The sequence below is a fragment of the Leisingera sp. SA32 genome, from assembly GCF_056033425.1.
The window spans coordinates 24,863-46,028 of the sequence record NZ_JBVYHB010000005.1 but is presented as its reverse complement, the minus strand read 5'-3'; the positions used below and the strand labels follow the sequence as shown (position 1 = coordinate 46,028).

The 21,166-nt window shown below is 64.7% G+C and carries 22 protein-coding genes; 1 reads left to right on the top strand and 21 read right to left on the bottom strand.

Features of this window, described 5'->3' with window-relative positions; all coding sequences use genetic code 11:
* The 19 genes from AC0IPL_RS09415 to AC0IPL_RS09325 form a co-directional block, all read right to left on the bottom strand.
* The gene (locus tag AC0IPL_RS09415; protein WP_474273910.1) at positions 1–387 is read right to left on the bottom strand and encodes a hypothetical protein; all 387 of its coding nucleotides are present in this window, start codon (positions 385–387) and stop codon (positions 1–3) included.
* Entirely contained in the window at positions 384–2,402 is a 2,019-nt protein-coding gene (gene nuoG / locus AC0IPL_RS09410; RefSeq protein ID WP_474273909.1) for an NADH-quinone oxidoreductase subunit NuoG, read from the bottom strand. The genes AC0IPL_RS09415 and nuoG overlap by 4 nt, the downstream gene beginning before the upstream one ends.
* Before the next feature lie 3 nt (positions 2,403–2,405).
* Positions 2,406–2,813: a DUF5333 domain-containing protein gene (locus tag AC0IPL_RS09405; protein WP_474273908.1), complete on the bottom strand. Its 408-nt coding sequence runs from the start codon at positions 2,811–2,813 to the stop codon at positions 2,406–2,408.
* A 98-nt stretch (positions 2,814–2,911) separates the two neighbouring features.
* Positions 2,912–3,271 (bottom strand): hypothetical protein, encoded by a 360-nt coding sequence (locus AC0IPL_RS09400; protein ID WP_474273907.1) that lies wholly within the window; start codon positions 3,269–3,271, stop codon positions 2,912–2,914.
* Positions 3,268–3,684, bottom strand: a complete 417-nt coding sequence (locus AC0IPL_RS09395; RefSeq protein ID WP_474273906.1) for an MAPEG family protein — start codon at positions 3,682–3,684, stop codon at positions 3,268–3,270. The genes AC0IPL_RS09400 and AC0IPL_RS09395 overlap by 4 nt, the downstream gene beginning before the upstream one ends.
* 5 nt (positions 3,685–3,689) lie before the next feature.
* Complete coding sequence (nuoF, locus tag AC0IPL_RS09390; RefSeq protein ID WP_474273905.1) at positions 3,690–4,988, bottom strand: NADH-quinone oxidoreductase subunit NuoF; 1,299 nt, start codon at positions 4,986–4,988, stop codon at positions 3,690–3,692.
* Between the two features lie 6 nt (positions 4,989–4,994).
* The gene (locus AC0IPL_RS09385) at positions 4,995–5,234 is read right to left on the bottom strand and encodes a DUF5337 domain-containing protein (RefSeq protein ID WP_474273903.1); all 240 of its coding nucleotides are present in this window, start codon (positions 5,232–5,234) and stop codon (positions 4,995–4,997) included.
* Positions 5,235–5,279: 45 nt separating this feature from the next.
* The gene (locus tag AC0IPL_RS09380) at positions 5,280–6,485 is read right to left on the bottom strand and encodes an NADH-quinone oxidoreductase subunit E (RefSeq protein ID WP_474273901.1); all 1,206 of its coding nucleotides are present in this window, start codon (positions 6,483–6,485) and stop codon (positions 5,280–5,282) included.
* On the bottom strand, positions 6,485–7,723 hold the full coding sequence (locus AC0IPL_RS09375; protein ID WP_474273899.1) for an NADH-quinone oxidoreductase subunit D: 1,239 nt from the start codon (positions 7,721–7,723) through the stop codon (positions 6,485–6,487). The genes AC0IPL_RS09380 and AC0IPL_RS09375 overlap by 1 nt, the downstream gene beginning before the upstream one ends.
* Entirely contained in the window at positions 7,720–8,325 is a 606-nt protein-coding gene (locus tag AC0IPL_RS09370) for an NADH-quinone oxidoreductase subunit C (RefSeq protein ID WP_474273898.1), read from the bottom strand. Before AC0IPL_RS09370 ends, AC0IPL_RS09375 begins: the two co-directional genes overlap by 4 nt.
* 17 nt (positions 8,326–8,342) lie before the next feature.
* Entirely contained in the window at positions 8,343–8,876 is a 534-nt protein-coding gene (locus AC0IPL_RS09365; RefSeq protein ID WP_474273896.1) for a NuoB/complex I 20 kDa subunit family protein, read from the bottom strand.
* On the bottom strand, positions 8,867–9,232 hold the full coding sequence (locus AC0IPL_RS09360; protein ID WP_474273894.1) for an NADH-quinone oxidoreductase subunit A: 366 nt from the start codon (positions 9,230–9,232) through the stop codon (positions 8,867–8,869). Before AC0IPL_RS09360 ends, AC0IPL_RS09365 begins: the two co-directional genes overlap by 10 nt.
* Positions 9,233–9,466: 234 nt before the next feature.
* Positions 9,467–10,249, bottom strand: a complete 783-nt coding sequence (locus AC0IPL_RS09355; RefSeq protein ID WP_474273893.1) for a crotonase/enoyl-CoA hydratase family protein — start codon at positions 10,247–10,249, stop codon at positions 9,467–9,469.
* A gap of 20 nt (positions 10,250–10,269) precedes the next feature.
* Positions 10,270–11,127 carry a hydroxymethylglutaryl-CoA lyase gene (locus AC0IPL_RS09350; RefSeq protein WP_474273892.1) on the bottom strand — a complete coding sequence of 286 codons (858 nt, stop codon included), beginning with the start codon at positions 11,125–11,127 and terminating at the stop codon, positions 10,270–10,272.
* An 81-nt stretch (positions 11,128–11,208) separates the two neighbouring features.
* The gene (locus AC0IPL_RS09345; RefSeq protein ID WP_474273890.1) at positions 11,209–13,146 is read right to left on the bottom strand and encodes an ATP-binding protein; all 1,938 of its coding nucleotides are present in this window, start codon (positions 13,144–13,146) and stop codon (positions 11,209–11,211) included.
* 87 nt (positions 13,147–13,233) lie between these two features.
* The gene (locus AC0IPL_RS09340; RefSeq protein WP_474273888.1) at positions 13,234–14,838 is read right to left on the bottom strand and encodes a carboxyl transferase domain-containing protein; all 1,605 of its coding nucleotides are present in this window, start codon (positions 14,836–14,838) and stop codon (positions 13,234–13,236) included.
* 76 nt (positions 14,839–14,914) lie between these two features.
* Positions 14,915–16,435, bottom strand: coding sequence for an AMP-binding protein (locus AC0IPL_RS09335; protein WP_474273887.1), 1,521 nt, complete (start codon positions 16,433–16,435; stop codon positions 14,915–14,917).
* 178 nt (positions 16,436–16,613) lie between these two features.
* A complete protein-coding gene (locus AC0IPL_RS09330; protein WP_474273885.1) occupies positions 16,614–17,774 on the bottom strand; it encodes an isovaleryl-CoA dehydrogenase in 1,161 nt (386 codons plus the stop codon).
* 161 nt (positions 17,775–17,935) lie between these two features.
* On the bottom strand, positions 17,936–18,589 hold the full coding sequence (locus tag AC0IPL_RS09325; protein ID WP_474273883.1) for a DUF1236 domain-containing protein: 654 nt from the start codon (positions 18,587–18,589) through the stop codon (positions 17,936–17,938).
* A 195-nt stretch (positions 18,590–18,784) separates the two neighbouring features.
* Here AC0IPL_RS09325 and AC0IPL_RS09320 point away from each other — a divergent pair, with 195 nt between their 5' ends.
* A complete protein-coding gene (locus AC0IPL_RS09320) occupies positions 18,785–19,243 on the top strand; it encodes a CreA family protein (protein ID WP_474273882.1) in 459 nt (152 codons plus the stop codon).
* On the opposite strand, the gene AC0IPL_RS09315 is transcribed toward AC0IPL_RS09320, so the two are convergent.
* Both AC0IPL_RS09315 and AC0IPL_RS09310 read right to left on the bottom strand, forming a co-directional pair.
* A complete protein-coding gene (locus AC0IPL_RS09315) occupies positions 19,231–20,424 on the bottom strand; it encodes a DegT/DnrJ/EryC1/StrS family aminotransferase (protein WP_474273881.1) in 1,194 nt (397 codons plus the stop codon). The genes AC0IPL_RS09320 and AC0IPL_RS09315 overlap by 13 nt on opposite strands.
* 65 nt (positions 20,425–20,489) lie before the next feature.
* On the bottom strand, positions 20,490–21,152 hold the full coding sequence (locus tag AC0IPL_RS09310) for an HAD-IA family hydrolase (protein WP_474273880.1): 663 nt from the start codon (positions 21,150–21,152) through the stop codon (positions 20,490–20,492).
* Between the last annotated feature and the right edge of the window lie 14 nt (positions 21,153–21,166).

The window sequence follows — 21,166 nt, the reverse complement described above, 5'->3', positions numbered from 1 at the left end:
TCACACCGTGGGTATTCCGTTCGCCGCGCAATCCGCCACCACGACTTCGGCGTCGATGGTGCGCAATCCGCGCGGCAAAGCGGGGGAGATCAGATAGACCGCATCGGCGGTCCGGCTGCCCCCTGCCTGTTTCATTGTCGTGCGCACGTGGCGCGCAAACCCGTAACCCCGGATCAGCGCATATTGCGCGGCGGCACATTCCGCATATTTGTCGAGATCCCCAGCGTCGCGCACATCGCGCATGGAGACGTGAAATTGCACCAGATCGCCCTCCAGCAGGCTGGTCTCCACCCCGTCGTACACCGGAGCGGAGCGCGCACCACCACTGCCGGGCGCCGTTGCACAGGCGGCCAGCAGCAGCGGCAGTATGAGGGCGACGCGGATCATTCTGCGGCCAGTTTCCCGGTTGCGCGGGCCTTGGCCCCCGCCGACAGTTCCGCCATCAGCTGCGACGACCGGGCGATCGGGTTGGTCAGATAGAAATCCTTGATCACCGGCAGGAAATCGGCGCTGCCGAGCTTGTCCTGTGACAGCGGCTCGCCGTCTTTTGCGGTGACCCGGTCGATCTTGGCCAGATGCGGCACCGCCGAGACCAGTACCTGGCGCAACTGGGCCAGCGAGTCATAAGGCAGCTGCGCGCCGACCTCGGCACTGAGCGCGCGCAGGATGGCCCAGTTCTCCTTGGCCTCCCCCGGTGCAAAGCTGGCGCGCATGGCTAGCTGCGGGCGGCCTTCGGTGTTCACGAACAGGCCGTTTTCCTCGGTGTAGGCGGCCCCTGGCAAGATCACGTCGGCGCGGTGCGCACCGCGGTCGCCGTGGCTGCCCTGATAGATCACAAAGGCGCCCGGGCTGATCTCGACTTCATCCGCGCCGAGGTTGTAGATCACCTCTGCCCCGTCAATGGCCGCGTCCCTGCCGCCTTCGGTCACGGCGCCAATGTCCATCGCCCCGACGCGCGACGCAGCGGTGTGCAGCACCAGCAGCCTGGAGTTGGTATCGGCCGCCAGTTTCTGCGCCGCTGCCAGAACCGCCAGCCCGTCGGCCTCGCGCAAAGCCCCCTGCCCCACGATCACCACAGAGGGCGCGTCCTTGACGGCGCCGTGGTCCTTGTCGAGCAGGCTGGACAGCGCTGCGCGATCGGTGCCGACATGCGCGTAATCATAGGTCAGATCCGCGGGCTGGCCGACCAGCCCCACCTGCGCACCGTTCAGCCAGGCCTTGCGGATGCGAGCATTCAGCACCGGTGCCTCATCGCGCGGGTTGGTGCCGATCAGCTGGATGAACTTGGCAGTGTCCACGTCTTCGATGGTGGCGGTGCCGGCATAGGCGGCGCGGTTGCCGACCGGCAGACGGGCATTGTCGGTGCGGCATTCAACGTTGCCACCGAGACCTTCGACCAGCTGCTTCAGCGCAAAGGCGGCCTCGACCGGAACCAGATCCCCGATCAGCCCGGCAACCTTCTTGCCCTGCATTGCCGCGGCAGCCGCGGCCAGCGCCTCGGGCCAGGTGGCGGGTTTCAATTTGCCATCGACGCGCACGTAGGGCCGGTCCAGACGCTGGCGACGCAGCCCGTCCCAGACAAAGCGGGTCTTGTCGGAAATCCATTCCTCGTTCACGCCATCATGGTTGCGCGGCAGGATTCGCATCACTTCGCGGCCCTTGGTGTCGACGCGGATGTTCGAGCCAAGCGCGTCCATCACGTCGATGGTTTCTGTCTTGGTCAGCTCCCACGGGCGGGCGGTGAACGCATAGGGTTTCGAGGTCAGCGCCCCCACCGGGCACAGGTCGATGATGTTGCCTTGCAGATTCGAGTGCAGCGTCTCGTTGAGGTAGGAGGTGATCTCCGCATCTTCGCCGCGGCCGGTCTGGCCCATCTGGGTTATGCCAGCAACCTCGGTCGTGAAGCGCACGCAGCGGGTGCAGCTGATGCAGCGGGTCATGGTGGTGTCGACAAGCGGGCCAAGGTCGAGATCATCGACCGCGCGCTTGGGTTCCTTGAACCGGCTGCCCGACATGCCATAGGCCATCGCCTGGTCCTGGAGGTCGCATTCGCCGCCCTGGTCACAGATCGGGCAATCCAGCGGGTGGTTGATCAGCATGAATTCCATCACGCCTTCACGGGCCTTCTTGACCATGGGCGAGTTGGTTTTCACCACAGGCGCCTGACCTTCGGGACCGGGGCGCAGATCGCGCACCTGCATCGCACAGGAGGCGGCGGGCTTGGGCGGTCCGCCGACGACCTCCACCAGGCACATGCGGCAGTTGCCGGCAATCGACAGGCGCTCATGGTAGCAGAAGCGCGGGATCTCGATGCCCGCCTCTTCGCAGGCCTGGATCAGGGTCATCGCCCCGTCCACCTCGATCTCGGTTCCGTCAATGTTGATCTTGCGGAGGTCAGACATGGTCTATTTCGCCCTCAGTAACACGCCGATCGCGCTGTTTTTCTTGATCTCCGCGCGGCCAAAGGCGCAGAAAGTTTCCGGTTCGCCGTAGGCCACGCCATTCTGCGCCAGCAGGTGTTCGCCCTTGGCCCGCATCCGCGCCTTTTCGGCATCGGACTCGATGTAGCTGCGAATCTCGCCATCGCTGTAGCCCAGCTCATTCGCCCGCGACTTGAGCCTGCGCAGCTCGCCCAAGCCCTTGAAGTAGCGCGGCGCGAGGCTGTCGCAGTGATCCGCCACTTCCTTGGCCATGGCAACGGCGAACAGCGGGTTTTCGATTTCGGCAACGTCGCGCAGCGACGGTTTTGCCAGTGCCGCAGCGGGCAGTGCCAAGGCACAGGTCAGGGTGGCGGCAGTCAGGGTGCGGATCATGTGCGTCTCCTTTGCAAAAGAGAGCGCACTGCGCCATCGCACAGCGCTGCTATGCAATAGCAGCCGCGCCGCAGCGCCCTGATATGCCGTCATTCCGCTCACGGGGTGCAGGTGCCCTGAAATATGGCGTCGCCACCGCTCAGTGTCAGCGGCGCATCGCCGTCACGAGGGTCCACGGTCCAGTCGATCCGCGAGCTGCCATAGTATTCGATGCAGTAGCGGGTGCCAGCATGGGCGGCCGCCTGCCGCGCGCCAGTAACGGACCGCGCCGCGTCCTTGACTGTGACCGAGAACAGCGCCCGGTCGTTTTTTTTGTCGACCGCTTTGGCGGAGGCCTTGAACGGCACGCCGTCATACAGGGGCCGCTTGTCCCCAACAACCGCAGCGCACCCTGTCAGAGCAAGAAGCGCCGCGATCGCCAGCGCACCGGCCAGTCGATATGGTTCGTAAGTCTTCAAAACAATGTCACCAGTGCCAAAATTGCGAGGCCAAGCATCAAGGCCCAGCCCGTCACGTAGAAAATGGTCCGCAGGCCCGCCTGCGCGCGTCCGATGCCGCGGAGGTGCACGACCACCATCAGCACCCGGGTCACCAGCACCAGCGAGGCCAGAAGGTTCACCCAGAACGGCGCTGCCCCCACCAGGATTGCCAACAGCGTGACCGTCAGGAAGCTGGGCAGCGTTTCGCAGCCGTTCAGGTAGGCCCGATTAAGCCGATAGGCCGGGTTCGCATAATCCTCTGCCGGGGTTCCGCCCGGGGCCAGGCCGCCTTTCTGCTTGGCCAGCGCCGAAAACGGCGAGAGCGCCAGCACGATGACGGCAAAACCCGCCAGCGCGGCCAGTGCATGGGAATATGCGGCAAAAGCTTCCATTCGGGTTACTCCGCTGCCATCGCGCCCATGCGGCCCGATTTTTGTGCCTTGATCCGGTCTTCGATTTCCTCGCGGAAGTTGCGGATCAGGCCCTGGATCGGCCAGGCCGCCGCGTCGCCCAATGCGCAGATGGTGTGGCCCTCGACCTGCTTGGTCACGTCCCACAGCATGTCGATCTCTTCCAGCTCGGCCTCGCCGCGCACCAGACGGTCCATCACCCGCATCATCCAGCCGGTGCCCTCGCGACAGGGCGTGCACTGGCCGCAGCTTTCGTGCTTGTAGAATTTCGCCAGCCGCCAAATCGCCTTGATGATGTCGGTCTGCTTGTCCATCACGATCACCGCCGCGGTGCCGAGGCCGGAGCCCAGCTCGCCGCGCAGATAGTCGAAATCCATGATCGCGCTACGCATGTTCTCGCCGCGCACGCAAGGAACGGAGGATCCGCCGGGGATCACCGCCAGCAGGTTGTCCCAACCGCCACGTATGCCGCCACAGTGTTTCTCGATCAGCTCCTCAAACGGGATGCTCATCGCCTCTTCGACGACGCAGGGGTTATTGACGTGGCCGGAGATCGCAAACAGCTTGGTGCCCGCGTTGTTCTGGCGGCCAAAGCCGGCAAACCACTCCGCCCCGCGACGCAGGATGGTGGGGACCACGGCGATGCTCTCCACGTTGTTCACGGTGGTCGGGCAACCATAAAGGCCCGCGCCCGCCGGGAACGGCGGCTTCATCCGCGGCATGCCCTTCTTGCCCTCAAGGCTTTCGATCAGCGCGGTTTCCTCGCCGCAGATGTAGGCCCCTGCCCCATGGTGCAGGAAGACGTCGAAATCCCAGCCGGATCCCGCGGCGTTGCGACCCAGAAGCCCCTGATCGTAGCATTCGTCGATCGCCGCTTGCAGCGCCTCGCGCTCGCGGATGTATTCGCCGCGCAGGTAGATATAGCAGGTATGCGCGTTCATCGCGAAGCTGGCAATCAGCGCGCCTTCGATCAGCGTGTGCGGATCGTGGCGCATGATTTCGCGGTCCTTGCAGGTGCCGGGCTCTGATTCATCGGCGTTGATCACCAGATAGGCCGGGCGCCCGTCGCTTTCCTTGGGCATGAAGGACCATTTCAGACCGGTCGGGAAGCCCGCCCCGCCCCGACCGCGCAGGCCGGAATCCTTCATGTTCTGAATGATCCAGTCGCGGCCCTTTTCGATGATGCCCGCGGTGCCATCCCAATGGCCACGCGCCTTGGCGCCCGCCAGCGTGCGCTCGTGCATCCCGTAAAGGTTGGTAAAGATCCGGTCCTGATCCTTCAGCATGTGTGCCTACCTTTGGTTTTCTTGTTCATTGGCCCGACGCAAGCGCCAGAGTTGAAATATGTTGACCAGGGCATAGATCATGCCCGCGAGCGCGGCAAAGTCGAACAGCAGCGCATAGCGCCCCGGCAGGCCCAGCATGGGACCGATGAACAGCGACACCAGCACCCACAGCGAAATGGTCCCGGCAATCACAAGCGCGATGTGCCGACCCTTTGCTGCAATGGCCTGGTCCTGTTGCGTGCTCATCTGTTCCTTTCCATCCCAAAGCGGCCCCAAGCGGAGCCGCCCCGGTTACGCCTCGTCGTCTTTGTAGAGGCCTTCGTCCTTGGCGCGTTTGGCGAATTTGGTTTCATCGCCCACCGCCAGGCGCTTGGCCTGTTCGATCCAGCCATCCCGTTCGATCCGACCTTTGAACTTGAGCCGCGCATCGACCCAGGCCACCTCTCGCTCGGTCCAGTCGGCAATCTGGTCAAAGTGGAAGAACCCCAGCTCGTTCAGCGTCGCCTCCAGTTTGGGACCAACGCCCTTGAGCAGCTTGAGGTCATCTGGCAGGCCGCCGCGGGCCTCTTTCAAGGTTTCCGGCGCGCGTTCCTCCGTTGCCGCAGCGGCGCCATCTTCGGTCACCTTGGCGGCGGCGCCTTCGGGCGAGGCAGGCTCGGTCGCGCCGGATTTGGCGATCTTGGCCTTCTTGGCAGGCGCGTCCTTGGCCGCCTGCTGCGCCGCAGGCAAAGGCGATGCCGGCGGCTTGGGCGGCTGCGCCGCAGCCTCGCGGCCCGCCACGGTGCCATCCTTGCCGATCCATGGGGTCAGCAGCGGCACCTCGTCGCCCTGAATGCGTTTGGTGCCATCCGCGATGTCCATGGCCAGCTGCACAGAGGCGTTGTACTGAGTCTTGCCGCTGTCATATTCGCCCAGCGAAGTCAGGCCCGACTGAGGCTCCGCCGCGTAGCGGCCATTCTGCGGGCCCGGCGCCACCACCTTGCCCGCGGCCAGATCGTCCAGCAGCTTGGTAAAGCTATCGGTGGTCAGATCCTCGTAGTAATCCTTGCCGATCTGCGCCATCGGCGCATTCGTGCAGGCACCAAGGCACTCGACCTCTTCCCAAGAGAACTTGCCGTCCGCCGACAGCATGTGCGGCTTGGCGGCGATCTTCTCGCGGCAGACCGCTATCAGATCCTCGGCGCCGCAAATCATGCAGGACGTGGTGCCGCAGATCTGTACATGGGCAACGGAACCCGTCGGTTGCAGCTGGAACATGAAGTAGAAAGACGCCACCTCCAGCACCCGGATGTAGGCCATGTCCAGCATGTCGGCGACATACTCGATGGCGGGTTTGGTGACCCAGCCTTCCTGTTCCTGTGCGCGCCACAAAAGCGGGATGACCGCGCTGGCCTGGCGACCCTCGGGGTATTTGGTGATCTGCGCCTCGGCCCAGGCCAGGTTGGCGGGCGTGAAGGCGAAGCTGTCGGGTTGTTCGGGATGCAGACGGCGAAGCATTAGCGGTCAATCTCTCCAAATACGACGTCCATGGTGCCGATGATGGCGGCGACGTCGGCCAGCTGGTGGCCCTTGGCAACGTGGTCCATCGCCTGCAGATGCAGGAAACCCGGCGCGCGCAGCTTGGCGCGGTAGGGTTTATTGGTTCCGTCCGCCACCAGATAGACGCCGAATTCACCCTTGGGAGCCTCAACGGCCGCATAGACCTCGCCCGCGGGCACGTGGAAGCCTTCGGTGTAGAGCTTGAAGTGGTGGATCAGGCTTTCCATCGAGGTTTTCATGTCGGTGCGCTTGGGCGGAGTGATCTTGCCGCGCGCCAGCACGTCGCCGGTGGCTTCGCGCAGCTTGTGGATCGCCTGTCGGACGATCGACAGCGACTGGCGCATCTCCTCCATCCGGCACAGGTAACGGTCGTAGCAGTCGCCGTTCTTGCCCACCGGGATCTGGAAGTCGAATTCATCATAGCATTCATAGGGCTGCGCACGGCGCAAATCCCAGGCGAGGCCCGAACCCCGCACCATGACGCCGGAGAAGCCGTATTGCTGGATCTCTTCTTCGGTCACCACGCCGATATCGCAGTTGCGCTGCTTGAAGATGCGGTTTTCCGTCAGCAGACCGTCGATATCGTCCAGCACGCGCGGGAAGTCGAGCGCCCATTCCTCGATGTCGTCGATCAGCTCATCCGGCAGATCCTGATGCACGCCGCCGGGGCGGAAGTACGCCGCGTGCAGGCGCGCGCCGCAGGCGCGCTCATAGAAGATCATCAGCTTTTCGCGCTCTTCAAAGCCCCACAGCGGCGGGGTCAGCGCGCCCACGTCCATCGCCTGCGTGGTCACGTTCAGCAGGTGGTTCAGGATGCGGCCGATCTCGGAATACAGCACCCTGATCAGCGAAGCGCGACGCGGAACCTCGGTGCCGGTCAGCTTCTCGATCGCGAGGCACCAGGCGTGTTCCTGGTTCATCGGCGCCACATAATCCAGCCGGTCGAAATAGGGCAGGTTCTGCAGGTAGGTGCGGCTTTCCATCAGCTTCTCGGTGCCGCGGTGCAGCAGGCCGATATGCGGATCGCAGCGCTCGACGATCTCGCCGTCGAGTTCGAGCACAAGACGCAGAACCCCATGCGCCGCAGGGTGCTGCGGGCCGAAGTTGATGTTGAAGTTGCGGATCTTCTGTTCGCCGCTCAGCGCATCCACGCTGCCGTCGTCGAACTTGGCTTCCAAGCTGGTACCGTCCATCATTTCGCGCCCTCCTTCTCGTCACCGGGCAGGATGTACTCGGCACCTTCCCAAGGGCTCATGAAATCGAACTGGCGGTATTCCTGCACCAGCTTGACGGGTTCGTAGACCACGCGCTTTTGCGCATCGTCATAGCGGACCTCGGTATAGCCGGTGGTCGGGAAATCCTTGCGCAGCGGATAGCCGCGGAAGCCATAATCGGTCAGGATCCGGCGCAGGTCCGGGTGGCCGGTGAACAGGATGCCGAACATGTCATAGACCTCCCGCTCGAACCAGTTGGCCGAGGGGTGGACATCATTGATCGAGGGCAGCATTTCTTCCTCGCGCACCGCGGCGCGCAGGCGGATGCGCTGGTTCCGGTACATCGACAGGAAGTGGTAGACCACGTCGAACCGCTTGGCGCGCTCCGGGTAGTCCACGGCGGTGATATCCACCAGCGTCGAGAACTTGCAGTTCGGATCGGATTTCAGGAATTCGACCAGCCCGGCGATGTTGGCGGGGGCTACGTCGATGTTCAGCTCGTCAAAGGAGATGTCCCAGGCCACCACGCAGTCGGGGCGTTTGGCCTCGATCTGGGCACCCAGCTCTTGCAGCGCTTGCGTCATTTGCTTGCCTCCCTGCCTCAGCGGACCAAAGTGCCGGTGCGGCGGATCTTGCGTTGCAGCTGCATTAGACCGTACAGCAGGGCCTCTGCTGTCGGCGGACAGCCCGGCACGTAGACATCAACCGGCACGATCCGGTCGCAGCCGCGCACCACCGAATAGCTGTAGTGGTAATAGCCGCCGCCATTGGCGCAGGACCCCATCGAGATCACATAGCGCGGCTCGGGCATCTGGTCGTAGACCTTGCGCAGGGCCGGCGCCATCTTGTTGGTCAGGGTTCCAGCCACGATCATCACGTCCGACTGGCGCGGCGAGGCGCGTGGCGCGATGCCAAACCGTTCAGCGTCATAACGCGGCATCGAGGTGTGCATCATCTCCACCGCGCAGCAGGCCAGACCAAAGGTCATCCAGTGCAGGGAACCGGTACGCGCCCAGTTGATGATGTCCTCAGCAGAGGTCAGCAAAAACCCCTTGTCCTGCAACTCCGCGTTCAGCGCCTGGGTGGCAACTTCCTTGTCCACGCCAGCGGTGTTTGCTCCTGTCATCACTGCCATTCCAGCGCCCCCTTCTTCCACTCATAGGCGAAGCCGATGGTCAGCACCCCCAGGAAAATCATCATCGACCAGAAGCCGAGGTCGCTCATATCCTTGAAACCGACGGCCCAGGGAAAGAGGAAGGCAATTTCCAGATCGAAAATGATGAAAAGAATCGACACCAGGTAGAACCGGACATCGAACTTCATGCGGGCGTCGTCAAAGGCGTTGAAACCACACTCGTAGGCACTGACCTTTTCGGGGTCCGGGTTGCGCACCGCCAGCACCACGGCTGCCAGGATGAGAACAAGCCCCAAACCTGCCGCAACGGCCAGGAAGACCAGGATCGGCAGGTATTCCCTCAACATCTCTTCCAAGAGCAGCTCCTTTCCCCGGCGGTTTCCCGCGCGACGTCAATTGGCGTGTTGATTTGGATCGTGCATACTCCCCCACCCCCACAGCGTCAACTAAGGCAAGGTTAATCAGGCCGGGTTTGTGACAGGAAAAATCCCTGTCACGCCAAGTTTCTAATACCCTAGTATTTTAATAGGAAACCGACAGCGCCCGAGGGCCGCTGCCGGTCTTGGAACAGCTCGTGCGGATGTCGGTTTTTAGGTCTGCCAACCGGGGGTGCGCTTGTCAAAAAAGGCGTTGATCCCCTCCTGCGCCTCGGCCCCTTCCCAGCGCTCCACCAGCGCGGCGATCGTGTGGTCGATCACGGCATCGTCCAGGCGCGGGCCAAGGTCGCGGGTCAGCTGCTTGGCCGCGGCCACAGCACCGGGCGCGCAGGCCAGATAGGGCGCCACCTCGGCCTCCACGGCCTCCGCCAGCTGCTCTGCGGGCACGGCCTTGGCCAGCAGTCCCAGATCCACCGCCTCCGCCGCGCCAAACAGACGGGCCGACATGAACACCCGCCGCGCCCGCGCCTCGCCCATGCGGGCAATCACATAGGGGCCAATGGTGGCCGGGATCAGCCCCAGCTTGGTTTCGGTCAGCCCCATCCTCAGATGGTCCGCGCCGATGGCCACATCGCAGACAGAGGCCATGCCGACACCGCCGCCAAAGGCGTTGCCCTGAATGGCGCCGATCACCGGCTTGGGCAGGGTGTTCAGCGCCATCAGCATTTCCGCCAGAACGCGCGCCTCGCGGCCGCGGGTCTCTGCGTCGGCATCCATCTGCGCACGCATCCAGTTCAGATCGCCGCCCGCGCAGAAGCTCTTGCCCGCGCCGGTCAGCACCACCACGCGCACGGTGTCATCCGCCGCCAGACGCCCCGCCGCCAAGATCAGCTCCTGCAGCATCTGGCCGGACATGGCGTTGTGCTTGTCCGGGCGGTTCAGGGTCAGGGTGCAGACGCCGCGAGCATCTGTTTCCAGGGTGATTGTCTCGAACATGCCGCTTCTCCTGTTTCGATTTACTTGGGATTGCGCATCGCGCGCGCCAGATCCGCCGCCTCAGCCAGCACAGCGGCGTCCAGCCCTGTGTCATATCCCAGCGCCAGAAGCCGCGCATGCACCGCTTCGGTGGCGACATTGCCTGCCGCCCCCGGCGCATAGGGGCAACCGCCGAGCCCGCCGACGGCGGCGTCGAACACTCGCACGCCCTGTGCCAGCGATGCCTCGATATTGTCCAGCGCCCGGCCCGCGGTGTCGTGGTAATGCCCCGCCAGTTTCTGCGCAGGCACCTCAGCCGTCACCGCCGCGAGCATCGCGGTGATGCTGTCCGGGGTGGCCTGACCGATGGTATCGCCCAACGAGACCTCGTAACAGCCCAAGGCGGACAACCGCGCGGCCACCTGCGCCACCTGCGCCGGTGCCACCGCGCCATCATAGGGACAATCGGTCACGCAGGACACGTACCCGCGCACCGGCAGGCCGGTCTGTTTCGCCGCCTCAAGGATGGGAAGGAACCGGTCGATGCTTTCGGCGATACTGGCATTGATATTGGCCTTGGAAAACCCCTCGGAGGCCGAGGCGAAAACCGCGATCTCATCCGCCCCTGCCGCGACCGCATCCGCGTAGCCCCGCATGTTCGGTGTCAGCGCCGCGTAGCGCACACCGGGCGCGCGGGTGATGCCTGCCAGCACTTCGGCACTTCCGGCCATCTGCGGCACCCATTTGGGCGAGACAAAGCTCGCCACCTCGATCCTGCGGAACCCCGCGCGGCTCAGGCAGTCGGTGAGCGCCACCTTCTCGGCCACCGGGATCTCGCGTTTTTCATTCTGCAGCCCGTCGCGTGGACCGACCTCAAAGATCTCGACAAACTCGCCCATGGAACGCCCTCCCGGCTTCATCTTTCCCAAAATACTCATATGCGCACCGCAAGCGGCACCCAAGCCGCCCGCGGAGACGCATCAGCCGCCATCGTCTTCCAGCCGCACCAGCGCAGCCCCGGCTTCGACCTGATCGCCAGCAGAGGCCAGAACCTCTGCCACCACCCCGTCGCGCGCCGCCAGCAGCGAATGCTCCATCTTCATCGCCTCCAGAACTGCCAGCCGGTCGCCCTCTTTCACCGATTGCCCGGCTTCGGTGAACACCGCCTTGACCAGCCCCGGCATCGGCGCTTCGATCACGTTCAGATCCCCACCGGCGACCGCATCGCGCTCCAGCGGGTCGATCACGGAGAACTCCAGCCCATAGGCATCATGCACGGTGAGCAGCGCACCCGACCGCGAGACCGCAGGCATCCGGCGTTCGCCGATGCGCCACTGGCCCTGGCTGCGCTCGGCCAGAACGGTTTCGCCGTCCACGGTCCAGAGCTGGCGGTCCGGACCGTCCACTTGAACGTCGGCCTCGAAAACCTCGCCACGGTGGCTGAGGGTCACCGCCCGGTGCAAGGGCGCCCAGAGGGTGAAGCCGGTGTCAGCCTCCGCCTCCATCAGGTCCAGCGCCACCATGCCGGCTGCCGCCTTGTGTCGCAGCTCCGCCTTGGGAGCCGCTGTCAGCGCGTCGAGGTCGCGGGCGATCAGCCCGGTGTCGACCTCTCCGTTTGCAAAGCCCTCATGCGTGGCCAACGCGCCGAGGAAGGCAAGGTTGGTGACGGTGCCGCCAACTTCTGTGTCCTCCAAAGCGCGCGCCAGCCGCGACAGTGCCACCTTGCGTGTGGAACCATGGACGATCACCTTGGAGATCATTGGATCATACCAAGGGCTGATCGTGTCGCCCGCCCGCACGCCGCTGTCGGCGCGGCAGCCGGATGGGAAGGCCAGATGGGTAAGCGTCCCGGTGGCAGGCAAGAAGCCCGCAGGCACGTCCTCGGCATAAAGCCGTGCCTCAAAGGCGTGGCCAGAGATGCTGAGGTCTTCCTGTTTTACAGGCAGGCTTTCGCCCGCAGCGACGCGCAGCTGCCATTCCACCAGATCGACGCCGGTGATCAGCTCGGTGACCGGGTGCTCGACCTGCAGTCGAGTGTTCATCTCCATGAACCAGAAACCATCGGAGCGCAGACCGTTCGATCCATCGACGATGAATTCCACCGTGCCCGCGCCCTTGTAGCCGATCGCCTCGGCGGCGCGCACGCCCGCCTCACCCATGGCGGCGCGCACTTCGGCCGTCATACCGGGCGCGGGGGCTTCCTCGATCACCTTCTGGTGCCGGCGCTGCAAAGAACAGTCGCGCTCAAACAGGTGCACCGCGTGGGTGCCGTCGCCAAAGACCTGCACCTCGATGTGGCGGGGCTGCTGGATGTATTTCTCGATCAGCACATCGGGGTTGCCGAAGGCGGTTGTGGCTTCGCCTTGCGCACTGGCCAGCGCATCGGCGAAATCAGCGGGGTTTTCCACCAGCCGCATGCCTTTGCCGCCGCCGCCCGCCACCGCCTTGATCAACACCGGATAGCCGATCTTCGTCGCCTCCTCAGCGAGGAACGTGGCGTCCTGAGTGCTGCCGTGATAGCCGGGAACCACCGGCACGCCCGCCTTCTCCATCAACGCCTTGGCAGCGTCCTTGAGGCCCATCTTGCGGATCGCGTCCGCCGAGGGGCCGATGAAGGTGAGGCCCGCGGCCTCCACCGCTTCGACGAAATCGGGGTTCTCCGACAGGAAGCCGTAGCCCGGGTGGATCGCCTGGGCGCCGGTGGCCTGCGCGGCGCGGATGATCTCATCCCCCTTCAGGTAGCTGTCGGCTGGGGCCGGGCCGCCGATATGCACGGCCTCATCCGCCAGCGCCACGTGTTTCGCCGCCGCATCGGCGTCGGAATAGACCGCCACGGTGCGCACACCCATGGCACGGGCGGTGTCCATCACACGGCAGGCGATTTCACCGCGGTTGGCAATCAGGATCTTGTCAAACATGGGGTTGGTCCTTTGTCTGGATCGCTGGACCGGGGGCGCCGCCCCCGGACCCCCGGGATATTTCTGGCCAGAAGAAGCGCGCGGCGCTTACATCCGGAAGACGCCGAACTTGGTCTCTTCGATCGGGGCGTTCAGCGCCGCGCTGAGTGACAGGGCGAGCACGTCGCGGGATTTGCGCGGGTCGATGATGCCATCGTCCCACAGTCGCGCCGAGGCATAGAGCGGGTGGCTCTGCTCCTCGAACATATCGATGGTGGGGCGCTTGAACTCGGCTTCCTCCTCGGCGCTCCAGCTGCCGCCCTGGCGCTCGATGGCATCGCGTTTCACCGTTGCGAGCACGCCCGCCGCCTGCTCGCCGCCCATCACCGAGATCCGCGAGTTCGGCCAGGTCCACAGGAAGCGCGGGGAATAGGCGCGGCCCGACATGCCGTAGTTGCCGGCACCAAAGGAGCCGCCGACCAGCATGGTGACCTTTGGGACATTGGTGGTCGCCACCGCCGTCACCATCTTGGCGCCGTGGCGGGCGATGCCTTCGTTTTCATACTTCCGCCCCACCATAAAGCCTGTGATGTTCTGCAGGAACACCAGCGGGATCTTGCGTTGGCTGCACAGCTCGACGAAATGCGCCCCCTTTTGCGCCGCTTCGGAGAACAGCACGCCGTTGTTGGCGATGATACCGATCGGGCAGCCCTTCAGATGCGCAAAGCCCGTCACGAGGGTTTCGCCGAAGCGCGGCTTGAACTCGTCAAAGCGCGAGCCGTCGACCAGCCGTGCGATCACTTCGCGGATATCGTAGGGCGTGCGCAGATCACCCGGCACCACGCCGAGGATTTCCTCTGGGTCATAGGCGGGCTCTTCCGGGCTGGCCCAGTTCACCGTCAGCGGTTTGGTGATGTTGAGCGATTGCACCGCGCGGCGAGCGAGCGCCAGCGCGTGGGCGTCATCCTCGGCCAGGTAGTCGGCCACACCCGAAAGGCGCGTGTGCACGTCGCCGCCGCCCAGATCCTCAGCCGAAACCACCTCGCCCGTTGCCGCCTTCACCAGCGGCGGACCGGCGAGGAAGATGGTGCCCTGTTCCTTCACGATGATAGTAACGTCCGACATCGCGGGCACATAGGCGCCGCCCGCGGTGCAGGAGCCCATGACCACCGCGATCTGCGGGATGCCCTTGGCCGACATCCGGGCCTGGTTGTAGAAGATGCGGCCGAAATGGTCGCGGTCGGGGAAGACCTCGTCCTGCTGCGGCAGGTTGGCGCCGCCGGAGTCGACCAGGTAGATGCAGGGCAGGTGGTTTTCCTCGGCGATCTCCTGCGCGCGCAGGTGTTTCTTGACGGTCATCGGGAAATAGGTGCCGCCCTTCACGGTGGCGTCATTGCAGACCACCATGACCTCCTGTCCGTGGACCCTGCCGATGCCCGCGATCACACCCGCGGCCGGAGCAGCGCCGTCGTACATGCCATGCGCCGCCGTCGCGCCGACCTCCAGGAAGGGCGAGCCGGGATCCAGCAGGTTCGCCACCCGGCGGCGCGGCAGCATCTTGCCGCGGGATTCGTGCCGGGCGCGGGATTTCTCGCCGCCCCCCATGCGCGCGGCCTCTGCCGCCTCGCTGATCTGCGCAAGGGCTGCCAGATGCGCCTCGCGGTTTTGCTTGAAACCTTCGGAGGAAGGCATCGCCTTGGATGTGAGTTTCATGTCCGCTCTCCCGTCATAGGGTTGAGTTCTTTGGTTCCGGTTGGCGCTGCTCGCGCCACCTGCGCATCAGCCGCCGTCATTCGGTCGCCGCCCGTTGTTTCAGTGTTTTGCGGATGACCTTGCCAGTCACCGTCATTGGCAACGCGTCGAGGAATTCGACCTCGCGCGGGTAGGAGTAATGCGCCAACCGCGCCTTGACGTGGTCCTGCAATTCCTGCTCGCAGGCCTCGGCCCCGTCTTTCAGCACCACATAGGCCTTGACGATCTCGGTGCGTAGGCTGTCGGGTTTGCCGACCACACCCACGGTGGCCACCGCCGGATGGGTCATCAGGCAATCCTCGATCTCTGCCGGGCCGATGCGGTAGCCAGCGGAGGTGATCACGTCATCCTCGCGGCCGACGAAGCGCAGATAGCCGCCCTCCCAGATGCCGCGGTCGCCGGTCACCAACCAGTCGCGGCGGAACTTGGCCGCGGTCTCGTCAGGACGGTTCCAGTATTCCAGCATCATCGAGGCCGAACCGCGCCGCACCGCAACGTCGCCTTCGCCCTGCGTAGGCTGACCTGTGGCATCGATGACCGCGACGTCGTGGCCCGGCACCGGCTTGCCGATGCAGCCGGGGCGCACCGGGAAATCGGCGCCGCAGGAGGACACCGTCATGTTGCATTCGGTCTGGCCGTAGAATTCGTTGATGGTGACGCCCAGATGACGCCTGCCCCAGGCGAGCATCTCTGCGCCCAGGGGCTCTCCGCCGCTGGCAACAGAGCGCAACGCCCGAAGCCCCTGCCCCGCTGCCTTGAGCATCCGGAGCGCGGTGGGCGGGAAGAAGATGTTGCGCACACCCGCCTGTTCGATCAGCGCGGCGCAGGCCTCAGGCGTGAATTTATCAAGCCGCGCCGCCACCACCGGTACGCCCAGCGCAAGGCCCGGCATCAGCACATCAAACAGCCCGCCGATCCAGGCCCAGTCCGCCGGGGTCCACAGCACATCGCCCGGCTGGCCCAGATGGTCGTGGCTGAGGACAACCCCAGGAAGGTGGCCAGTCAGCATGCCATGGCCGTGCAGCGCGCCCTTGGGGCTGCCGGTGGTGCCGGAGGTGTAGATCAGCACGGCAGGCGTGTCGGGCGCGGTGTCGGCAAACGGCACCGGCGCGCCGTCGATCCCGGCGCTTTCGGCCATCACGGCCTCGGCCAGATCACCCAACAGCTCCGCGCCTTCGGCATCGGTGAAAACAAAGCGCACGCCCGCGTCGCCCGCGCGGGAGGCCAGCGCGTCGCGTTTGAACAGCTTGAACAGCGGCACCGAGATGCCCCCGGTCTTCCAGATCGCCAGATGCGCGGCGGCGCACCAGGGCGACTGGCTGAGCAGGACCCCCACCCGGTCGCCGGGCTGAATGCGGGTCAGCAGATAGCGCGCCAGACCGTCCACCATCGCGGCAAGAACGCCGTGGCGGATGTCGCGGCGCGCAGGGCCGGTCATGTCGATGAGCGCCAAGGCACCCGCCGGGTGCGACAGGCATTGCGCCGCCATGTTCAGCCGCGGCGGCAGATCCCAGCCGCCCTCGGCTGTCAGCCCCGGAAGTTCGCCATTCTGTTGCATCGTCTCACCGTCCTGCAATGCGTTTTGCCCGGGTCGGCTTGCCCGCGGCGGGGCGCGAAACGCGCCGCAGCAGACAATCCGATCGCTGGGACCCGCGGCGGCACGCACCGTTTCCGACCTCACGTTATCCGGCTTTGCTCCCCGCACCGGCCTTCACAGCAGCGCGCGGGGTGCATGTTTACATCGCGCCCATCAGCTCGCGGCCGATCAGCATGCGGCGGATTTCCGAGGTGCCGGCGCCGATCTCCATCAGCTTGGCGTCGCGGAAGATGCGGCCCACCGGGTTGTCGGACAGGTAACCCGCACCGCCGAAGGCCTGCACCGCCTGATGCGCCTGGGTCATCGCCACCTCAGAGGCATAAAGGCAGCAGGCCGCCGCATCCTGGCGCGTCACCGTGCCCTTGTCGCAGGATTTGGCAACTTCGTAGACATAGGCGCGCGCGGTGTTCATCGCGGTGTACATGTCCGCGATCTTGGCCTGCATCAGCTGGAAGTTCCCGATCGGCTGGCCGAACTGCTTGCGCTCTTTCATGTAGGGCATCATTTCGTCCATGCAGGCGGCCATGATGCCGGTGCCGATGCCCGCGAGCACCACGCGCTCATAATCCAGGCCGGACATCAGGACGCGCACACCCTTGCCCTCTTCGCCGAGGATGTTCTCAAACGGCACCTCGACGTCTTCAAACACCAACTCAGCGGTGTTGGAGCCGCGCATGCCCAGCTTGTCGAAATGCTTGGAGGTGGAGAACCCCTTCATCTCTTTCTCGATCAAGAAGGCGGTGATGCCCTTGGAGCCCGCATCAGGATCGGTCTTGGCATAGACCACCAGCGTATCGGCATCAGGGCCGTTGGTGATCCAGTATTTGTTGCCGTTCAGCACAAAACGGTCATTGCGCTTCTCCGCGCGCAGGGACATCGACACCACGTCAGAGCCCGCGCCCGCCTCGGACATCGCCAAGGCGCCGACATGCTCGCCCGAGATCAGCCGCGGCAGGTATTTCGCCTTCTGCTCGGCGTTGCCGTTCAGCTTGATCTGGTTGACGCAGAGGTTGGAATGCGCGCCGTAGGACAGCGAGACCGAGGCAGAGGCCCGCGCGATTTCCTCCACCGCGACCGTATGCGCCAGATAGGACATGCCCGCACCGCCGAATTCCTCCGGCACGGTGATGCCCAGAAGGCCCAGCTCCCCCATCTCCTGCCACAGTTCGGCCGGGAATTCGTTTTTCTGGTCGATCTCCTGCGCCATCGGGCGAACCCGGTCCTGCGCCCAGCGGTGGATCATGTCGCGCAGCGCGTTCACGTCCTCGCCCAGATCAAACGTCATGCTTGCATTGAACATCCGCATATCCTCCCGCAGGTACGGCCATTATATGAACAGTTGTTCAATTCAATAGACCACCGCTCGATTCGCGTCAATCATCCCCTGCCCGGTGCCAGGACCTGGCGAAACGAAAACGGGCGGCCGATTGGCCGCCCGATGTTCCTTGCCTGTCATCCTTATCAGCGCACGACATAAATGACAGTGCGGTTCTCGGCCTCGACCAGCACCGGCAGGCCGTTGATATAGGCATAGCGATAATCCGAGTCCGGGATGTCCGCCAACTGGACCTCCTGCGGAACGATGACGCCGGTCACAACTTCGCCCTGAACATAGATCGGCTCGACCTCGTTGCTGCGCACGTAGGTCACCACGCGTTCATCCGGGACGGCGGCCTCACCTGCGGCGGCACCGGCCAGCGCACCGGCAAGCACCCCTGCCGGGCCTGCGATCAGACCGCCCGCGATGGCCCCGCCAAGGGCGCCCATTTCTTCATCGGTCTCGCCCACGGGGTCATAGGTTACGGTCTCGACTGTGACCTGGCTGTCCCGGGACACCACCGGCACAAAGGTATCGGCAACCGCATCAGTGAGGTATTCGCCATAGGCCCACCCCTCGGTGCCTTCGTAAGCCACTTTGCACCAGTTGGATTTTTCCAGGCAACCCTGCAGGTCAACAGCGCCGTCTGCGGCGATCACGGCGGCGATCTCGTGCTGCGGGCCCGGGCCCGTCCGCAGGTTCAGATCGGTCACGGCCTGCACCTGTGCGCCTGCCCATACCGGTGCAGCAACCAGGGCCAGTGCAGATGCGGTCATGGCGAGCTTCGGCGTAAACATAATGTTCTCCTCAATGTTCTCTTCGGTATCAGGCGCCTTCGATGCGCCGTTGTGCAGCTATAACGTCGCCGGGTCGCAACGGTTCCATGCCGCACGCGCTGATTGGTGCGACAGCGCAGGCAACGGGGATCCATTTGCCGGATTTGCGCGTATGTTTGCCGGGACAGCCGCACCCGCAAACCTGAGGAGCATCGCATGAAACACCTGACACCCGCCCTGGTCGCCGCAGCCTGCCTGCTGAGCCCGCCCGCTTTGGCCGAGGAGGTGGGACAGATTGGCGTTGACTGGGTGGGCAATGATATCGTGATCGAAGCCATCGCCGATCCCAAGGTCGCGGGCGTCACCTGCCACGTTGCCTATTTCGAGCGCGGCCTGCTGGACCGCCTGTCCAAGGGTAATTGGTTCGAAGACCCCTCGAACGCTTCGCTGGCCTGTCGTCAGACCGGGCCGATCACGCTCGGCGACATCGACCGCAGCGAGGACGGCGAGGACGTGTTCCGCCAGTCGCGCTCCATCATCCTGAAATCGCTGCGCGTGAAGCGCCTTTTCGACGAAGCCAACCAAACGCTGATCTATGTCGCCCACGCCGCCGAGCTGACGGATGGGTCTGCCAAGGTGGCGATCTCGACGGTGCCGCTGTATCAGCCCGACTGATGAACGGCTGAGACCTCGGCCCGGATGATGCGGGCAATCTGCGCGCAATCCTCCGGGCTGAAGGTCAGCGGCACCCGCATGTCGATGATACCGGCCAGGATCCGGTCGCTTTGCGGCAGGCGCGGCGTGTCTGCGTAGCGCCAGCTGTCGTAGCGCGAGGTAAAGGCCACCGGTTCCGGCACGCCGAACCACTTCAGTTCCACCCCACGTGCGGCGCAGCGGCTGAGAACCGCCTGCACCGCGTCCTCTGCCCAGTCCAGCAGCAAAAACTGGATGGAGGAGCCGACATAGAGCTCCGGCGCGGGGCGTTCCACCACCGTCAACCCGGGGGTGTCGCGCAGGCCGTCCTCCAGGATGCGATAGCGTTCGTTCCAGCGCTGCACCTGGGCCTCTAGATTGCGCAGCTGCGGGCGCAGAATGGCGGCGCGCAGATTGTCCATCCGGCCAGAAATATTGGGGGTCTCATACTTTACCCGTTCAAACACCTCAGGTTCCGGCGCGGCCAGATGGCGACCATACAGCATGTAGGACCCCGACAGCATGATGGCGCGGGCGGCGACGTCGGCATCGTCGGTAATCAGCAGCCCCCCCTCGCCGGAGTTCACATGCTTGTAGGTCTGGCAGGAATAGCAGCCCACCCGCCCATGACGGCCCGAGGGCACCCCGTTCCAGGACGCTCCCATGGTGTGGGCACAGTCCTCGATCACGGTGATGCCTGCTGCGTCGCAGATCTGCATCAGCCGCTCCATGTCGCACAGGTGACCGCGCATGTGCGACAACATCAGCACCCTGGCCTGATCGGCCTTGGCCGCCAGGTCATCCAAATCCAGCGTCAGATCTTCGGCCACCTCGACAAATATCGGCTGCGCGCCTACGGCGGCAATCGCCCCCGGCACCGGTGCCAGGGTAAAGGCGTTGGTCAGCACCGTGTCACCCTGCCCCACCCCGACAGCCCGCAGCGCGGTCGCCAGCGCATAGCCGCCAGAGGCCACCGCGAGGCAATATTTCGCCCCCATCTGGGCGGCAAACTCCTGCTCCAGCAGCGCCACTTCACCGACCTCACCCTCCGCAACGTTATACCGATGCAGACGGCCATGGCGCAGCACGGCCAGCGCCGCCTCGATGGCGTCTTCGGGGATAGGTTCCTGCTGGGTGAAAGACCCGGAAAAAATCTCGCTCATACCGCGTTTCTGAGCCGCGACCACGCAAGGGTCAAGAGGCAAGCCGCGCGCGCCTGACGATGCTGTCAGGGCAACAGCCGCGATGCGATATCCACGAGATCGCCGAAGTCATGCAGCAACGCCTCGGGCTGCAACGCGGCCATGTCATCGCCGGACGGGCCAAAGGTCACCAGAACCGAGGCCACCCCGGCCGCGGCAGAGGTCTTGCGGTCGGTGTCGCTGTCGCCCACCAGCAGGCACCGCGCCGGATCGCCGCCTGCGCGGCGCGCGGCCTCGAACAGCGGTTCCGGGTCGGGTTTGCGCACCGGCAGCGTATCGGCCCCCACAAGAGAGGCAAACGCATCACGAACGCCCAGATCTCGCATCAACTGATCTGCCAGTGCTTCGGGTTTGTTGGTGCAGATGCCAACCCGGAAACCGGCCACCTTCAGCGCCTCGACAGCGTCCATTGCGCCGGGATACAGGACCGTGTGCAGGCTGATCGCATCGCGGTAGGACTCCAGCAGCACCGGGTAGAACTCATCCACCGTTGCCGCGTTGAACTGTCCCGCCCGCTGCAACCCGGCCGTCAGCATACTGCGGCCGCCCCGCAGGGCGGCACCGGCATCCTGGGGATGGGTCAGCACATCGCCCAGCCCCATCTGCCGGAAACAGGCATTGGCCGCCGCCAGCAGGTCACCGGAGGTATCCGCCAATGTACCGTCCAGATCAAAGATCACCGTCCGCATGTCCTGCCCTCCCG

Excerpts from the sequence above, each read along its gene's own strand:
- AC0IPL_RS09415 (WP_474273910.1), bottom strand. The coding sequence starts at position 387 with ATGATCCGCGTCGCCCTCATACTGCCGCTGCTGCTGGCCGCCTGTGCA.
- nuoG (WP_474273909.1), bottom strand. The coding sequence starts at position 2,402 with ATGTCTGACCTCCGCAAGATCAACATTGACGGAACCGAGATCGAGGTG.
- AC0IPL_RS09405 (WP_474273908.1), bottom strand. The coding sequence starts at position 2,813 with ATGATCCGCACCCTGACTGCCGCCACCCTGACCTGTGCCTTGGCACTG.
- AC0IPL_RS09395 (WP_474273906.1), bottom strand. The coding sequence starts at position 3,684 with ATGGAAGCTTTTGCCGCATATTCCCATGCACTGGCCGCGCTGGCGGGT.
- nuoF (WP_474273905.1), bottom strand. The coding sequence starts at position 4,988 with ATGCTGAAGGATCAGGACCGGATCTTTACCAACCTTTACGGGATGCAC.
- AC0IPL_RS09385 (WP_474273903.1), bottom strand. The coding sequence starts at position 5,234 with ATGAGCACGCAACAGGACCAGGCCATTGCAGCAAAGGGTCGGCACATC.
- AC0IPL_RS09380 (WP_474273901.1), bottom strand. The coding sequence starts at position 6,485 with ATGCTTCGCCGTCTGCATCCCGAACAACCCGACAGCTTCGCCTTCACG.
- AC0IPL_RS09375 (WP_474273899.1), bottom strand. The coding sequence starts at position 7,723 with ATGATGGACGGTACCAGCTTGGAAGCCAAGTTCGACGACGGCAGCGTG.
- AC0IPL_RS09370 (WP_474273898.1), bottom strand. The coding sequence starts at position 8,325 with ATGACGCAAGCGCTGCAAGAGCTGGGTGCCCAGATCGAGGCCAAACGC.
- AC0IPL_RS09365 (WP_474273896.1), bottom strand. The coding sequence starts at position 8,876 with ATGGCAGTGATGACAGGAGCAAACACCGCTGGCGTGGACAAGGAAGTT.
- AC0IPL_RS09355 (WP_474273893.1), bottom strand. The coding sequence starts at position 10,249 with ATGTTCGAGACAATCACCCTGGAAACAGATGCTCGCGGCGTCTGCACC.
- AC0IPL_RS09350 (WP_474273892.1), bottom strand. The coding sequence starts at position 11,127 with ATGGGCGAGTTTGTCGAGATCTTTGAGGTCGGTCCACGCGACGGGCTG.
- AC0IPL_RS09345 (WP_474273890.1), bottom strand. The coding sequence starts at position 13,146 with ATGTTTGACAAGATCCTGATTGCCAACCGCGGTGAAATCGCCTGCCGT.
- AC0IPL_RS09340 (WP_474273888.1), bottom strand. The coding sequence starts at position 14,838 with ATGAAACTCACATCCAAGGCGATGCCTTCCTCCGAAGGTTTCAAGCAA.
- AC0IPL_RS09335 (WP_474273887.1), bottom strand. The coding sequence starts at position 16,435 with ATGCAACAGAATGGCGAACTTCCGGGGCTGACAGCCGAGGGCGGCTGG.
- AC0IPL_RS09330 (WP_474273885.1), bottom strand. The coding sequence starts at position 17,774 with ATGTTCAATGCAAGCATGACGTTTGATCTGGGCGAGGACGTGAACGCG.
- AC0IPL_RS09325 (WP_474273883.1), bottom strand. The coding sequence starts at position 18,589 with ATGTTTACGCCGAAGCTCGCCATGACCGCATCTGCACTGGCCCTGGTT.
- AC0IPL_RS09320 (WP_474273882.1), top strand. The coding sequence starts at position 18,785 with ATGAAACACCTGACACCCGCCCTGGTCGCCGCAGCCTGCCTGCTGAGC.
- AC0IPL_RS09315 (WP_474273881.1), bottom strand. The coding sequence starts at position 20,424 with ATGAGCGAGATTTTTTCCGGGTCTTTCACCCAGCAGGAACCTATCCCC.
- AC0IPL_RS09310 (WP_474273880.1), bottom strand. The coding sequence starts at position 21,152 with ATGCGGACGGTGATCTTTGATCTGGACGGTACATTGGCGGATACCTCC.